The following is a 17,776-nucleotide window of genomic DNA, read 5'->3' as shown; positions in this document are numbered from 1 at the left end:
CGCCATAAAGATGACTTTATCAGCATCGCCAGTCACGAACTGAAAACGCCTATTACAAGTTTAAAAACCTCTCTTCAGCTATTGGACAGGATGAAAGATGGTTTAGCCGACCGGTTAAAAACATTAATTCTTCAAGCCAATAAGAGCGTTAATAAAATTGTTATGCTGGTTGATGACCTGTTAAACGCAAGCAAGACTTATAGGGATCAGCTGGATTTAAAAAAGACAACTTTCAACCTGTATAAGGTGGCTGAAGAGTGTTGTAATTATCTGCGCGTCGAAGGATTCCCGCAGGTCGTCATTAATGGTCCGAAAGAACTCGAAGTTAACGCGGACGCGGAGCGGATTGAAAGAGTAATTGTAAACTTCATGGGTAATGCGGTTAAATATGCCCCGGAATCGAAGGAGATCCATATCCGGATCGAGCAACTTGCGACAACAGTAAAAGTATCGGTAACCGACCGGGGTCCAGGCATATCGGCTGATAAGCTGCCCCTGCTTTTTGACCGCTACTACCAGGGGAATAGCATGGAAAGTCAATACTCCGGCCTGGGTTTAGGATTATTTATAAGCGCAGAGATTATCAGGAAACACGGCGGCGAAATCGGCGTTGATAGTAAGTTGGGAGAAGGAAGTACGTTTTGGTTTATAATTCCGATATAACGCTTATGCCTCTTGCTTAAGCTCCTATTTTAGGAATATGTTTCCTCAATATCTTGTAAAGCAGGTCCAGGTCAAAGGGTTTGGCGATATAACCATCAAAACCAAGCAGGCTATACTCTTGGTTAATATTACTATTGCAACTGGTGGCAATAACGGGTAGATGTGGGTATTTATTCTTGACACTGTGAAGCACCTCCAGGCAGCGATAGCCGGTTAAACGATAATCCAATATGACCACATGCGGCCTCACCCGGTCTATTAGGTCCAGAAAACCTTCATCAAAATCCATTATCGGGTAAACCTCAAAATTTTCCATCTCCAAAGCCTCAGTAAGGATTTCTAAAATAGCCTTGTCGGTATCCTGTACAATTATCGTTTCCATACCTGTATGGTTTAAGTAAATGCCCGAAGAGAAAGGGTTGTAAAGGACGAATTAACTTGATTTCAGGCCTCACAAAGATATTAATTAAATTATTAAGATACAGAAACCTATACCTCTATTATCACACCGGCGAAAATCGCCAGGTGCAATAATAATTGGTTTCATATGGGCTCCAAAGCGATTCTTGCAACACTCATTGTTACTTTACCACCCGTTTGTTTCCCTTAATATCAAAAATAACAATGCTTTTCATGCTATCATCAACCTGCATAAACCGTGCAGATTGTGACAGGAACGAGTTACCATAATAAAATTCATGTTTTGTCTTTCGCCCGTCGTTATAAATGATCATGGCGTAGGCATCCTGCCCGGCGGCGGCTATGGTTTTAACCTTTGTATTTAGCTTAAATAACTTCAAAGCATCCTTGTTTTGGCTGGCAGCTAATAGCATGTTGCCGGTATTATCACGCAGTTTTACCAATGCCTTTCCATTACCAGGGATATAAATACCACTTTGCAAAATGCTAAGTGGTTTAAAACCGCCTTTACCATCACCCTTTAACATTAAACCGTTCAGGGCGTCGTAACGACCAACAGATGCATCAGCGCCGTAGTCATTGCCATTCATCACCACATCAAGGTTTCCGTCACCATCAAAGTCACCGGTTTCCATACCGCTTAAAACAGACACCTGGGCTTCAACCGGTAAGGGAATGAGTGCGAACTTACCGTTGCCATCGTTACGTAAATAGCATGATTTTAACAGGTTAGCTTTGAGCCTTAAGGCACCGGTTAGTTGCTCGGGCGTGAGCATATCCTGCAGGGTAGCTGTGGCAAATGATTTGTAATTGGTATACTTCTTTTTAAGGCTGATCATTTGCTTTAACTGATCTTCGCGCCCATGCAACGGGAACTCCTTTTTATCCCCATTAACATCCGGAAAAAAAACGGTTGGAATAGTGCTATAACCACTGCCATCAAAGTTTTTAGCTGTGATGTATATCGGATACTGGTCGCTGGCTTGTAACAGGCTGTTTTGGCCAAGGTTGCCTACAATATAATCGGTACGCCCGGTATGCCTGAAATCGCCGCCGGTTATAGTATTCCACCAGCCCAGTTTATCACTTATGCCCGATTTTGCGGTGGTATTTACAAATCTGCCATGATCATTTTTAAGGAACGTTATGGGCATCCATTCACCGGCCATGATCAAATCTGGCCAGCCATCGTTGTCAAAATCGGTAAACAGCGCATCACAAATCAGCCCGGCGTTTTTTAATGCCGGAGCCGCCTGGGCCGTAACATCGGTAAATTTAATGTGACCGTTTTGGCTATCGTTCCTTAAAATAATGCTGGATACGGGTTGCGGATATTTCCAGGGCTCAACCCGTCCTGAAATAAACAGATCGAGCTTGCCATCCTTATTATAATCGCAGGCCCTTACACACAGTTTACTGGTAAAGTTTGTGGGTAGCGCATCTGTTGCCAATGTAAAATTGCCCTTTCCATCATTTAAATAAAGCCTGTCCTGGTATTCGGGGCTATTAGCAGCTGCCTCATAGCCACCACTTGCTGCATACAAATCCAGTTTACCATCGCCATTGGCATCAAAAAGTAATAAGCCGGCGTCTTTATACTTTCCCTGATTTTGCATGCTGTTCCTTAGCAGGTCGCGCTGCACAAATTTACCGTTGGGTTGCTGCAAAAACACCTGGGCCGGAAAGTTGGAGTTGCCGCCTATAACCATATCATCCAGCCCATTATTATCTACATCGCCTACCGCCAAAGCCGGGCAATACTCTGATAGTTTATGCGGTAAAAGCTTTTGAATGTTAAAGTCGACAAAATTAGCATCCTTGCTCACATAGCCTATTCCCAGGGAATCTGTAACTTCTTTAAACAGCGATTTTGTATAAACTTCTGGTAATATCGACGAGTAATTATCTTTAGCATCGGCAATGTTTACGATTATCTTTTGATCAGCCTTTGCATGAAGCAATACCTGCTTTTTGCCCCCGGGCCATTTTATCACTACCGAATCAATCTTGCTCACCCTACCTAAGCCAAAATGGGCAATGCCCTGTACGGTTGATAAATATCCCCGGTACGGGTTGTTTTCATAAACCTGTTGCTTGCCTTTATCATAAAATATTGCCACCAAAGCACCCAGACCATTAATGTTTTGTTTATCTCCCTTAAAGCCGATTTGCAGGTAATGGGTGCTATCTGATTTCTTTTTATCGTCCCGTGATGTATTGCGGTATACCGATGCTTCATCATTGATATTGTTTACGACCATATCCATAGTGCCATCATTATCCAGATCGACGTAAACTGCTCCGTTAGAAAACGTTGGTGTGCTCAGCCCCCAGCTTTTACTTACATCCCGAAAAGTAAGATCGCCATTATTTTGAAAAGCATAGTTGGGGATCTTAATTTGAGGAATTTGTTCCAGCACCGTTTTCTTGGGGACTGCTGCGTAAGCCTGCTGTCTGTAGGTCATAAAATCACGGTCAGAAACGTCCTTAGGGAAACCGTTGGTAACGATAAGGTCGCGGAAACCGTCGTTATTAAAATCAGTTACCAGTGGTGTCCAGCTCCAATCTGTTTGCGATATACCGCTCATAAACCCTACCTCGCTGAATGCCGGGCTGCCTACTATCCCATTCTGGCCTAAACGCGGTCCCTGGTTAACCTGTAACGTATTACGCACATATTGATACTGCGTTTTAAACATATCAAAAAGTTGGAAGGTTTGGTAGCTGTTGGCACCCAGGATCATTTTTTTACGATAATTGTCCTCGGGGTTCATATCCAGCTCTATCACATCGGCCAGGCCGTCGTTATTAATATCCACAATATCCTGCCCCATGGCGTTGTAAGACGTGTGCTTAAAATATTCTTTTGACCTATCGGTAAAAGTGCCGTTATGGTTGTTGATATATAAAATATTGCTCGATACAAAATCATCGGATACATAAATATCTTTCCAGCCATCGCCGTTAATATCAACGGTAGTAGCGGCATGGCCAAAGCCATCTAAATTGATACCAGCCTGCCCAGATACATTATGAAATACGGCATGGCGTAGTTTTTCGTCCCAGTCATTACGGTACAGTTGCCCGGTACTGCTGTTGCTGGCGCGGGTAGCCTTGCCAAAAACGTTGGGGTAATAGGCCGATGACGCGGTATTAACGGTAAGATACATATCCAGGTCACCATCATTATCGTAATCAAAAAAGCTGGCCATGGTTGATTGTTTGGTCAATTCCAAACCATACGCCTTGGCTTCATCTTTAAAATGAGGGATACCATCCTTATCAAGCCCCTGATTTATGTATAAAATATTTTTACGGCGCGATGAATCGGGATAAATGGTATTACATACGTAAATATCAGTTAATCCATCGTTATTAATATCAACAACGGCAACACCGCGGCCCCAACGGCCCATACCACTTACACCGGCAGCATCGGTAATATCCTCGAATTTAAAATCGCCTTTATTAAGATACAAGCGATTGGATACCAGGTTGCCCGTAAAATAAAGATCCTGTAAGCCGTCGTTATTAAAATCGCCTACTCCAACTCCTCCTCCATTGTAAATGTTGGTTAGGTCGATGGGGTTTATGCTATCAGTTTCAACAATTTGGTTATTGAAATGTATACCCGAATGCGATGATGAAATTTGCTGAAACAGCGTATGCTTTTTGCACGAAAACAGGCATAGCGATAATAAAAGCGACACCAAAAAATAAAGCTTATTCATAAAAAACATTCAATTAATTATTTATAAAGGCCATAATACTTTTAACCTCCTGCGGATATATGGCTATATGATGTGTATGCACAAAAAAACGTACCGGTGGCGCCTTATCGGCCACCTGCACCGATATTACGTTGGTTGTTAGTTGTGGCATGTGGCAGCTGATGCATTTGGCTTCAAGCACACTGGCGCTTAGCTTATCAATCATTTTGCAGTAAACGTGATTGGGCTTGTTATGGCAGTTGAGGCATTTTTGGGTATATAAAATATTGTTGCCGCGCGTATTCTGGTGCGTATCGTGGCAGGTTGCACAATCCATTTTACTATTCAGATAACATTTACTGCTTTGCAGCAGTTGTAACTGCTTACCATGTACATCCAAATGACTGGTATCGATATTACGCTGAAAATCTGGAAGTTTAAATTTTGCAAAGGTATCACCCGGCATAAATCCAAATGTGGATTTCAGTAAAGCCGTGTGGATGCCCGAATGGCATACGGCGCACATATCCATTCTTTGCTCCCTGCTTAAGCTTGCATAACGAGCTATAAACTTTGACGTTTTAACACCCGGATTACTGGTTTGAAAATCGACATGCTGCGCGCCGGGTCCGTGGCAACGTTCGCAATCAATACCATATACCATGGTGCTTTTATCAAATTGCTCATCGCGGCTTAATTGCTGGTTTCCCTGCGGCAATTCATCAACATAGGATACATGGCACTCCAGGCAGCGCTTACCTATCGACCTGAAATTGACAAAATTAAATTGATAACCAGGGCTTGTCGACCATTGATTTTGCCGGCTATAATAGGATAATGGTAACTGGTAAAGCTGGTTATTTTGCCAGTAAAGGTAACTTTCGCCTTTAACCCCTCCAAAAACAATATCAAAACGGTTGCTTTGCTTAACCTTACCATCCTGGTAATAGGTTTGGTATAAGCCATTGTCGCGTTTTTCCATTACTATTTTTTGATTTTGGCTAATGTTAAATATATTGAAACCGGGAGCAAAGCTGCCATGCACCGTACTTTCAGATGCCGGAATTGATGCTATATAGTGGGCGGTATGCAGGTACGAATTATAAAGTTTACCATGGCATCTGGCACAACTTTTTGAGCCGGCATACATGCTGCCGCGAGGATCGGCATTTGCGGTATTATTGTTAAACTGAAAGTAAACAACAGCCAGCAATGCCACAAAAATCCCTGTTATTACTATTATTTTTTTCACAACAGCACGCGTATCATTATTTTATCAAACCCAATTTTGGGCCGCATATCAGCATATATATTAAAAAAATCAGCTTCGAATATCCCCGGCAAAGGTAATTAACATTCGTTGTGTGCCGAATTTAAAAAGGCTTTCTCCCGAAGGAGAAAGCCAAAGCAAAGTAACCAACTAGATAACTAAACTCGTTTCATCTATAATACCCCTATTAATAACCCGGGTTTTGTTTCAGGTTAGGGTTAAGCCCTATGGCAGTTTGCGGTATAGGCAATATATCATGATTTGCCGGTAACGATGTGCGCCAAACGCCATGCAGTTTACCATCGGCAGTTGGGCCGTATGGATATGGCTGAGGAACTACTGTGCCATCTGTGCCATAAGCATTTTTGATAAAGGCGGCGGCAACACCCGGACCTGCCCTGCGCAGCAGATAAAACAAGGAGTATTCGCCTGTTAATTCATGCCTGTACTCGCTTAACACCATTTGTAATGGATCGGTTATTGGCGATGTCGGTTTGCCGTCAAAGGTAAGTCCATCCTGCATAACTGCCGGTGCGGAGCCACCAAAAGCCCTGTCTCTAACAATTTTCAAATCGGCTAAAGCTCCCGGGATATCGCCTGTACGTACCTTACACTCTGCTCTCGAAAGCAACACTTCAGCATAGCGCATCAGGATCTGGTTTTGTGAACCAAATATGGTTGATGAACCGTTGGCGCCGGTAAGATTTGGATCGCGCCATTTTTTTGCACAATAGAAGCCAGAGCGGGTAAGGTCATTACCATACCATGGTTGCCTTAAGGCACCGCAGGTATTGATAATGTTGCCATCATCGCCCACAAATGAGCCGTATTTTTGATCCGGGTTGTCTTTTGTTCCGTTTTTGAAACCATCGATAACTACCTGGTAGCCCTTTATACCACCCCATTTGGCAATAATGCCTGGGCTGATGTTTTCATCGCCGGGGCCAATAATAGTGGCGTTTTTACGCAAATCGCCAGCCTGGTATGAGTACTCCAAACCTGGGTTACCATAATCATAACCAAAACCACTTATTTCATGTGGCCAGCTAAAGTCATCTATCCATGCTACTTCGCCGCCATTTTGCCAGCCGCCATCCCAGCTTTGTGAACCCTGGATATCAAACTGAATTTCGAATAACGACTCATCATTATTTTGATTGGTGAATTCATGTACATCAATAAATTTGGGCAATAAATGATAATTGCTGGTCAATTCGGTATTGTTAAACGCAGCTAAGGCCTCAGTGTATTTACCTAACCACATTTGCGCCGAACCTTCATAAGCATAAGCCGCACCTTTGGTAGCCCGGCCTTTTTCAGTAGCCGGCAGTACGGTTTTTGATTGCAATAAGGTTTCTGCCTGCTTCATATCGGCTACAACCTGTGCAAATACCTCAGCTTGTGTGCTTCTTGGTGTTAATCCATCGGTGGATGCCTTTAACTCCAATGGCACTCCGCCAAAACTACCGGCAAGGTAATAATAACTCATCCCTCTTAAAAAGTAAGCCTCGCCTAATAAACGGTTACCCAGTTCCTGTGTAACTACACCTTTTGTTTTTGCAGTAGCAATGATCTCTAACGCCGAATTTGCCCTGATGATGTCAAAATAAGCGTTTGTCCAAAAGGTATTCAAGGCGCCAAAAGTTGGGCTGATGGTATAGTTATTCCAGGCAATATCGCCGCCATTATTAAACCAATCATGTGTTGTAAAATTGGCATAGTACCAAATTGATTTTTTCAACAAATCGCTGTTCTGGTAGCCGTCATAAATACTATTTACCAGCGCAACAACATCCTGTGATTTTTCAAAAGTAGCATCAGCGGTTGACGCCGTAGAATTGGTTTGTGTTAAAAAATTCTTTTTACAGCTGAGCGGGATCAGCATAGCCCCACACAAGGCTGCAATAGTGAAATATTTTTTATTGATTTTCATAATCATTATTTTTTTTGTCCTTGGTTAGAATACCACGTTTAAGCCGATAGTGTAAAACCTTGATGATGGATAAGTACCGTTATCAACACCGTTTTGGGTTGGATTGGCGTTTTGAGTACCAATTTCCGGATCAAGACCGGTGTATTTAGTGATGGTGAACAGGTTTTGTGAAGAAACATATACCCGTATTTTAGATAACGTAAGTTTTTTTACCAAATCCGATGGCAATGAGTATCCAACTGTAAGTGTTTTTAATTTTAAAAAACTACCGTTTTCGATCCAGGCGCTTGATGGTGCCAGATTACCATGATCAGTATCATCAAAATACACCGCCGCATAACGGTTTGAGGCACGGATAGGCTGTGCATCCGGCGTTGCGCCCGGTATGAAGTAATTATTGTAATACTGCTTGCTTACGTTTTCAATACTTACGGATCCTCTTTGCGCAAAGCTCTCCAGATTGCTTTCCTGGAAATTCAGTATTTTATTACCGTAAACCCCGTAGAAATAGGCGTTAAAGTCCCATGATTTATAGGATCCGCCAAGGTTAAACCCGCCAAAAAATTTAGGCTGCGGGTTGCCCAGGGCTACCCTATCATCTGCAGTTACCTTACCACTTCCATCAACGTCGGCGTATAACCTGTCGCCTACCGCGGTGGTAGCTTTATAATAAAAATCATTACCTTTTGCCTTCGCAGCTGTATTCAACGCATTCAACTGGGTAACGTTCTGAATGATACCAATTGCTTTATACCCGTAAAACTCACCAACCGGCTGGCCAATATAAGTTCTGGTAAACTCGTTCCAGCCTTCACCTGTTAAGCCCAGACCGCCAAAGTTTGAAATAGCATTAGTGCCAGAATACAAGCCTGTAAGTTTGTTTTTAATAAATGACAGTGTTAAACCTAAATCAATGTGGAAATCGCTGCTTACCGCATGGTTATAATTTACAGCAAACTCCCAGCCTTTATTTACCATTGAGCCAACATTTTTAGGCAATGTATTATATCCTGTTTGTTGCGGTGCGGCAATATTCAGCAAGAAATCTTTTGATCGCCTGTTAAAATAATCAACAGTTAGGCTTAATTCGCCATTTAAAAACGACGCGTCCATGCCGATGTCTGTTACATAATCAGTTTCCCACCTGATGTTGTCATTTTCTGGCTGGATTGAAGCGACACCTGCCTGATAAATTCCGTTTGATCCGCCAACTTTACCAAAGGCATAACCCAGGTTACCACTGGCTGTTGCAGAAGCACCTGCCGAATATAACGATTGGTAGGTGAAATCGCCGATGCCATGCTGGTTACCCAACTCACCATAGCTACCCCTGAATTTTAAACCCGAAAGCCAGTTAACGTTTGTAAGAAAAGATTCCTTTTTAACATTCCAGTTTAATGCACCAGAGTAAAAAGTACCATACTGGTGGCCTGGCGCAAACTGCGATGAACCGTCTCTTCTAACCGTACCTGTTAAATAATACTTGCTGGCGTAGTTGTATGCCAACCTTGCAAACTGCGAAGCGTAAGAACGTTTTACTTCGCCGTTATTAACCGCACCATTGGCATTAGCATCTAATATGAGGTTGGTGCCCTGGCTTAAGCTTTTAATAGTGTTGTTGGGCGGTGTAACGCTGCCTCCCAAACTGTTATAATCGCTTTCCTGCTCAGATACACCAGCCACAAAATTGATAGTGTGCGCGCCGAATGTCTTATCATACGACAGATAATTTTCCCACAACCAGTCGAAAGTACTGTTGATATGCTGCGAATAAAAAGCTGTACCCGATGCACCGGCAGCGGCGCCATATTGATCGATTTTACGGCTGTCTGAAGGCTGGAAGAATGAACCGTTGTAACCGGTGTAAGTAATACCACCGTTGGTTTTAAATTTCAGACCATCAAAAATGGTAGCCTCTAATGAAGAGTTAACCAGGAAGTAGTTGTTTATATTTTTAAATTTATTGGTTTCAATTGAATAGATTGGGTTATTATTTTTTGCTACATAAGTATATATAGGGTTATAAAAACCGTAGTTGCCATTAGCATCCTTAATCTGACTGGTTAATTTATTACCGCCATCAAGCGTTGGTGGCAACTGGTTGACACTACCTAAATTACCGGTACCGAAAGGGTTGTTATAATTTTGATAAGAGTATTTAGCACTGGTTGATGATTTAAGCCATTTTTTTGGCTGATAATCTAAATTTGTACCAAGGGTGATCCTTTTGAAAAATGATCCAAGTACGATACCTTTTTGATCATAATAACCTACCGAGGTTGATGACTGTACTTTTTCGTTTCCTCCACGGATAGCCAAGTCGTAGTTTTGGGTTAAACCGCTACGGTAAATAGCATTTTGCCAATCGGCATTGGTTAGTGACGAAGGATTGGCCCAGTTGGCCAAAGTTGTAAAGTGTTTATTAGGGTCATTTGCTGCTACATTGTTGGCCAGGGTGGCAAACTGTTGGGCATTTAACAGATCGTACTGTTTAGGTTTGCTCTGAAACGCATTGTAAGCGTTAAACTCAACCTGTGCACCACCATCCTTTTTACCTTTTTTTGTAGTTACCATAACCACACCGTTAGCGGCCCTGACACCATAAATAGCAGTTGCAGAAGCATCTTTCAGCACATCTATAGATGCAATATCGCTTGGATTGATGTTGTTGATACCGCCGGCATTTATGGGATAACCATCAACTACATATAACGGAGTGTTACCGCCACTCGCCAAACTACCTGTACCGCGTATTAATACAGAAATGTTGCTACCCGGCGAAGCATCATTATTGGTAACCTGTACACCGGCAGCACGGCCTTGCAAAGCCTGATCTAAAGATGTAACGGGAACTTTTGCTATAGTTGCTGCGTTAACAGAGCTAATTGCGCCGGTAACATCACTACGTTTGGCACTGCCGTAACCCACAACAACCACCTCGCTAAGGGCTTTATTTTCGGGAGATAATTTTACGTTTAACGTTGCATTGCCGCCGGCCGCCACTTCCTGGCTTGTATAGCCAACAAAGCTAAATATAAGCGTTGCATTGCTATTTGCAGTAATGGAATATACACCTTCGGTATTGGTGCTTGTTACCGTTGCGCCACCCTTTACTTTTACGGTAACACCCGGTATTGGCAGCCCGTCGTCGGAGCCGGTTACCTTACCGGTAATTTTACTTTGGGCATACCCAGACATACTTACCAGCAATAGCGCTAAGTTGATCCAGATTAAAGCCACAAATTTTTTGATGTGTAGTTTTCCTCTCATACATTAATTATTAGATTTTGAAATTGGTTTGTGATCGAAGCGGTTCGGCTTTTTCTGTCGGAAAAAATTTACTGAACCTTGATATCAAAACTATGCAACAGGCGCAATCGATTGTAACACATATGTTAAAATTGATACAACAAATGTTACGCAGTATTAAATACCTAATTACCAATTATTTGCAAGCAACTCGGAGTAATAAAGGTTAAAAATGCATCATATATGGTATATTATTGCCATATCTTATAAGTTATAAAATGGCCCGGTTTTTATCCCTAAACCATTGAATTACATTTGTAAAATACAAGGAACAGGGTGTCTGTTTAGCTGTAGCAAGGTGAGGGACAATGAGGCGGGCGGGTTAGCAATTATTAAAACGTTTTAAAGGGTCGAAAAGCAAAAAGAATTTCCAAACGTAATAATGCCAGGACAGGCTTATAGCGGCTATTTTATTAAGACCGGAAATTTCCCCAATATTTTTACCGACGAATTTATGCCGGAATATCCTCCTGCTCTTTATTACGTAATTCAATAATATATTCAGAAGGGAGCATACCATATTCTTCGCGGAATACCTTGGCAAAGTAGGCTGCATTGTTAAAGCCTACCTCGTAGGCAACATTGGCAATACTTAGTTTACTTTTCTCCAACAACTGAACCGCCCTTTTTAAACGGATGGTACGGATACAATCAACCGGGGTTTTACCGGTAAGGGCGAGCAATTTCCTGTACAACGAAACCCTGCTGAGTGCCAGGTGACGGCTTAATTCTTCTACCGAGAAATTAGGTTGTGTGATGTTTTGTTCGATAAAATCTAAAGCGTTTTTCAGAAACTTTTCATCTTCAGATACCACCGCCACATCCTGCGATTGTATTTCGACTTGTTTTTGATAGGTTTCTTTAAACGTTTGCTGCATCAGCAACAGGTTTTGGATCTTTGATAGCAGGATCTCGAAATTAAAAGGCTTAATAATATAATCGTTGGCGCCGCATTCCAGGCCGGCCAGTTGTTCCTGTTCACCGGTTATGGCGGTTAACAATATTATAGGGATCTGGGCTGTACGGGAATCTCCTTTTATTTTTTTTGCCAACTCAAGGCCGTTCATTTCGGGCATGGCTATATCGCTCACTATCAATTTKGGGTGCAGGGCAAGCGCCTTTTGCCAACCCTCTTTGCCATTTATAGCCTCAACAATATGAAAATTATTTTTCAGGTTCTCTTTCAGGTAAAACCGCAGGTCGCCATCGTCTTCAACCAATAAAATGGTTGGCTTTTTGTTTGATCCCTGGATACCATCTGTATTTTTCAATACATAATTTGCCGCTTTTTCGCGCACTGCCGGCGAGGCCGCAGGTTTCTCGATTTTACCCTCAACAGGCAAACTTATAATAAAGCAACTACCATAGCCGGGCTCGCTTTCTAACTTAATGCTGCCGCCATGCAATTTTACAAACTCTTTGGTGATAGACAAACCTATGCCACTGCCCTGGTTCAGGAGGCTTTCGGGGATGTCATCCTGGAAAAAACGCGCAAATATCATTTCCTGGTTTTCCCTGGTGATACCTATTCCGGTATCAATCACCCTTATTTCCAGCATTTTTTGGTCGCCCGGGAGTGTTTCTGTTTCCGGCAGGTTTAATATCACACTGATGCTGCCGCCCGCCGGCGTAAATTTAAAGGCGTTGGATAAAAGGTTGAATAAGATCCGTTCTGTTTTATCATGATCAAATTTGGTAATGAAACCATCTATCTCACTTTCAAAAAGGTACTGAATGCGTTTTTGATGGGCAACATCAGTAAAGGATGCGGAAACCTCCTTAATAAAATGGATAATGTCGCCACCGGTTAAGCACAGCTTCAGTTCGTGATACTCCATCTTCCTGAAATCAACCAGCTGGTTAACCAGGTTAAGGAGGCGCCTGCCGTTTCGCTTTATCATGGTCAGGTGATGCTGCTGGGCGGGCTTATCGGTTATCCTGATCAAATCATCAATAGGCGATAAGATAAGGGACAAAGGCGTTCTGAACTCATGGCTGATGTTTACAAAAAATTTGATCTTCATCATATCCAGTTTGTGCATACGTTGCGCCTCTTCGCGCTCATTGGCAATTTTCCGCTCCGCCTCTATTTTTGCATGCCTAAGCTCAAATTGCTGCTTCAGTTTAATAATGCCACGGTGCCTTATATACAGTATTATACCAATTGCCAGCAATGCACATACGGCATAAGCAACGGGCGTTTTCCAAAAAGGAGGTAATACAATAATATCGAGTGAAATTTCCTTATTGGTACCCTGGGCTCTCACTTTAAAAACATAGTCGCCGCCATCAAGGTTTGTGTATGTTACGCTACGGCTGTTTGCGGGGAAAGTTATCCAGCCTTTATCAAACCCCTCCAGCATATATTGGTATTTTATTTTATTGGAGTAAAAATATTCGCAGGCTGCAAACTCAATATCAAATACGTTTTCGTTATGATTTAATACCAGTGATTTTGTTTCTGCTATCGACGTATCTAAAACAACCCTTCCTTTTACCGAATCGCCGGCTGCAACACTTTTATTAAATAACCTAAAATCGGTAAACACCAGTTTCGGATCGGGCTTTAGTGTTGTTACTCCCTCCGGATCAAATAAATTAAACCCGTGCGAACCGCCAAATATCATATGGCCATCCTTAAGTCGCAAAGCAGCATATAAATTAAAATCCCTGCCCTGCAAGCCATCTACTTCGTTATAGTTATTGATCTGGAAAGTATATTTATCGCCTGCTCTGTTAAGTTTAATGTTTGCAAGCCCGCTGGTTGTACTTACCCACATCCGCCCCCGCTTGTCCTCTAAAATATTTGATACATTGCTGGCAGTCAGGCTTAATCCATCACCCAATGCCAAAAACTTCTCGGTTTGAGGGTTTAAAATGCTTAGTCCGCTTTTTGTACCTATCCACATCAAACCACGGCTATCCTGCATAATGATATTTACATCGCTGCCGGCAAGGCTGTTTGGTTTTTTAGACTGATAGTAATAATGTTTTACCTTATTGGTTTTTCGATCAATTACATCCACGCCTTTGTCTCTGCCTATCCATATATTTCCCAGCCTGTCTTTATATAAAATAGCGGTATAATCAGATACCATTATATAATCCGGATGACTAAAGCCGTTGGTTTTACGATCAAGTACATTAAGCCCGCCCATAAATGTGCCCACCCATAAATTTAGCTGCGCATCCTCCGTTATGGTATAAACCCGGTCATCGGAAATAGATGACGGCACTTTGTCGTTATGCCGGTAGTGTATAAACTTACTACCATCAAAAAGCTCTAAGCCGCCAAAGTAAGTACCTATCCATAATTTATGCTCGTGATCTATATACAAACTAATAATGATATCGTTGGATAAACTGTTAGGATTGGCGGCATTGTGTTTATACTGCTTATAAACTTTGGTTTGCCTGTTTAAATTAATTAAACCACCGCCGTTTGTACCTATCCAGATACTTCCATCCCGATCTTCTGCAAAGGCGTTAATATCCTCATAAGGTAAGCTATTGGCGTCGGTTGATAAATGCCTGTAAACCTGGAACTGGAGAATTGCCTTGTGGTAATAATTGATACCCTGTTTAAAGGTACCCGCCCAAATAATATCCGTATCATCTTTATATAAAACAATGCTGTTACCACTGATGGATTGAGGGTCGCCMTCTTTATTCACCAGGTAGGTAACTTTATTGGTCAACGGATCGAGCACATTAATTCCGCCATGATCGGTGCCTATCCAAATCTTACCATCATCAGCCTGTATAATAGAATTGATGATATTGGAGTTAAGCCTGCCTACAGGCGTATCTTTGTTAAAATGTATTAACGATTTGTTTTGCGTGTTAAAACAAAAAGCCCCAAATGGCCCGGCCGCCGAGTAGATCCATAAATTGTTTTTGTTATCAACGCTGATAGTATACGACTCGAACCGGGAATTGGCTTTTGCTACGCCATTAAACAGGCTGGTTATTTTATTTAACCTGGTATCCAGCTCTTCAATAATACCATCGCCATAAATAAGCCATACTGCATTATTTTTTGTAACCGCCACATCTGTTACATCGTTTGCATGCAATATTGTTTTTGAATAAGACGATGTGCAATAAAAATTGGTTAAGCCTGTTACCGGGTTATAGCGATACAAGCCTTTACCCTTGGTAATAAACCAAAAATTTCCGTCCTTATCCTTTTTTATTGATGTTAGCTGGTCGGTTATTATTTTGTAGCGTTTCAACTCATCGGCTACGCTTGTAGAAAAATTTTCGGTAGTTGAATTATAAATACTGATATCGCCATGCGTAAATATCCATAACTTCTTATCCGGGCCTTCGCTCATTCGCGAAACAAAGCTTTCTGTTAAAGAGTTTTGGTCGCGGGGATCGTGTTTAAAAACTTTAAATGTATGTCCGTCGTACCGGTTAAGGCCCGAGTTTGTACCAAACCACATAAAGCCTTTATCATCCTTAAAAACACAGTTAATATGATTATCAGACAAGCCGTTTGTTAAATCCAAATGCGAAAACTTATACGGTTCGTTTTGGGCATATAGCCATTGCCCGGTAAATACAAGAAAAATTAGGGATATATAAACTTTAATGTTCATGAAAGGCGTTTACCAGCAATCGATTGCAGAGCTTAAAAAATTGATTTATAACGGGGATAAAAGTACAAATATATAGGAGCTAATTTAAAAGGCTAACTAATAATAAAATGGAGAAATGACAAAATGGACCAAAAATAGCGTTTTGAGCTAACCAAGACGCTTTTTAACGATTAAGCAGTCAACGCGGCAGACGTTTTATTATTTTGATAAATTATTGCTGCTTCCAGCTGCTGCAAAACCGCGGATGCTGTGGTTTATGCCCATCAATGCAAAAAGCCGGATCAATTTGATGACCCGGCTTTTTAATAAAGTTGCAGGTTCCGTTAATTGTGAAGAACCTTGTTCAGGAGGAGACTGCCGTTGGCCGAATCGGTTAAATAAAGGGTATAAATTTTACCGGCCTGCAGATCCGTCACGTCGAAGTTTCCAATATTATTCCGGGATGCAGTGCCATAAAATTGTACAGAAAGGGTTCCGGGATCTACATACTTATAACCGCTCGAAATGTCTCTGGCCATTGTAGTCACCAGATCATCTCCCGAGGAATTTTTTATTGTGATAACAGAAGGCGCATTATCGCTTAAATGGATAAACCTGATCTTTACCTTGCCGTTATTCGGAGTCGCGAGATCGTCCTCAAAAGATTTGACCCTCGCTGTCGATCCTTTTCCGGCCATGTACACTGTAAAATTTACACCATTAGTTGTGTAAAGTGACCCCGTTGCGTAAACATGACTTGTTCCCTCGTCTTTGAACTCCATAACCATATTTTTCCCGGAGGCAGCGGTGATATAAGCAGAGGCATCACCAAAGCTCAGTCCGCCGTTTACCAGCACAGCATTTGCCAGGGTAAAACTCTGCGGACCCGAAGTTGAGGCGGCATTGACTACTTTGATATTGAATTGTCCCGAAGGATCAATGGTATTTTTTTCGCATGATGAAAAGGATATGGCTGCTACCACCAGGAACAGGCCGGCGAATAGCTTTCTATAAATTATTGAAGTTTTCATAATAGTTTCTGTTGTATGTTAATTTTAAAATGTGTTTTTTTAAGAATGTAATGGCAGGCTTCTGCATGGCAGGGAAGCATTGCTTACATATACTTTACCTTTATTTCAATTTTTTGCCGGGACTTTAAATCAACTTTGAAATCGTCGAAAGTTGGCTTTTTCATCTTTTCCATAAAGAAGTTGGAAAACCCGAATCCTTCTTTTGGCATCCTGATGATATTTTTGTCGATCTTACCGTTTTCGTTTTCATCATCCACCATGGTGAATCCATAGATGCCCGGCTCAAGCTCACACTTCAGGGTTACAGTTCCGTTAGCAATAGCTTTTTTGTCGAACACGAATTTCTTGCAAGGTTTTTCATCATCATAGCTCGCATTGTCTTTAAATACGTTTAGGATGATTTTTCCCTTAGGAGATCTGATCCCGGTTACCTTAACCTCAGTTTCGTGCTGTGCCTGTATATAGGAAGCGAAGAAAATAAAGAGCAGGCCGATCAACAGATTAATACCGAATACAATTGTCTTTTTCATAGTTGTAAAATTAATTTTGACCTTATTTTGAATCGAAGGTATAGGCATTCAGCAAGGTCTTAAATCAAAAACTGAGTGAAACKGGCATAATAACGCCCGAATGTTATTATAGCCGGTTTGAAAAAAACGCCATGCAGCGCCTCAGATAAGGGTAGCATCCGGAAAGTCGCTTTTAGATTATTTAAAGGATGAAAAGCCAGGAAAACAATAAAATGAAACTGTTTGGCATTGAATACTGGCAAATAGCGATGGGTTTGAAACCTTGAGTGTTCGAAAGATTTATAAAAAGGGTTGGCCCCGTGCGATTCCCTCCCAACGGGAGGGTGC

The 17,776-nt window shown here is 41.8% G+C and carries 9 protein-coding genes; 1 reads left to right on the top strand and 8 read right to left on the bottom strand.

Annotation, left to right across the window (positions count from 1 at the left end; genetic code table 11):
• The coding region (locus tag AC1DPZ_RS09215; RefSeq protein WP_477402683.1) for a sensor histidine kinase at nt 1-663 on the top strand (663 nt) is incomplete at its 5' end.
• A gap of 16 nt (nt 664-679) precedes the next feature.
• Here AC1DPZ_RS09215 and AC1DPZ_RS09210 read toward each other — a convergent pair.
• The 8 genes from AC1DPZ_RS09210 to AC1DPZ_RS09175 form a co-directional block, all read right to left on the bottom strand.
• Nucleotides 680-1,045 carry a response regulator gene (locus AC1DPZ_RS09210; protein WP_477402682.1) on the bottom strand — a complete coding sequence of 122 codons (366 nt, stop codon included), beginning with the start codon at nt 1,043-1,045 and terminating at the stop codon, nt 680-682.
• Between the two features lie 199 nt (nt 1,046-1,244).
• Complete coding sequence (locus AC1DPZ_RS09205) at nt 1,245-4,814, bottom strand: VCBS repeat-containing protein (RefSeq protein ID WP_477402681.1); 3,570 nt, start codon at nt 4,812-4,814, stop codon at nt 1,245-1,247.
• Between the two features lie 13 nt (nt 4,815-4,827).
• Nucleotides 4,828-6,045, bottom strand: a complete 1,218-nt coding sequence (locus tag AC1DPZ_RS09200; RefSeq protein ID WP_477402680.1) for a multiheme c-type cytochrome — start codon at nt 6,043-6,045, stop codon at nt 4,828-4,830.
• Between the two features lie 205 nt (nt 6,046-6,250).
• Nucleotides 6,251-7,996 carry a RagB/SusD family nutrient uptake outer membrane protein gene (locus AC1DPZ_RS09195; protein WP_477402679.1) on the bottom strand — a complete coding sequence of 582 codons (1,746 nt, stop codon included), beginning with the start codon at nt 7,994-7,996 and terminating at the stop codon, nt 6,251-6,253.
• A gap of 24 nt (nt 7,997-8,020) precedes the next feature.
• Entirely contained in the window at nt 8,021-11,266 is a 3,246-nt protein-coding gene (locus tag AC1DPZ_RS09190) for a SusC/RagA family TonB-linked outer membrane protein (protein ID WP_477402678.1), read from the bottom strand.
• A 491-nt stretch (nt 11,267-11,757) separates the two neighbouring features.
• Entirely contained in the window at nt 11,758-15,909 is a 4,152-nt protein-coding gene (locus AC1DPZ_RS09185) for a two-component regulator propeller domain-containing protein (RefSeq protein WP_477402677.1), read from the bottom strand.
• A 323-nt stretch (nt 15,910-16,232) separates the two neighbouring features.
• Complete coding sequence (locus AC1DPZ_RS09180) at nt 16,233-16,919, bottom strand: DUF4397 domain-containing protein (RefSeq protein WP_477402676.1); 687 nt, start codon at nt 16,917-16,919, stop codon at nt 16,233-16,235.
• A gap of 83 nt (nt 16,920-17,002) precedes the next feature.
• Entirely contained in the window at nt 17,003-17,449 is a 447-nt protein-coding gene (locus AC1DPZ_RS09175) for a DUF2141 domain-containing protein (RefSeq protein WP_477402675.1), read from the bottom strand.
• Nucleotides 17,450-17,776: the final 327 nt, after the last annotated feature.

Source organism: Mucilaginibacter sp. P4_G9 (genome assembly GCF_056400985.1).
Note: the sequence above shows the minus strand (reverse complement) of the source record. Positions and strands in the feature narration are given on the sequence as shown.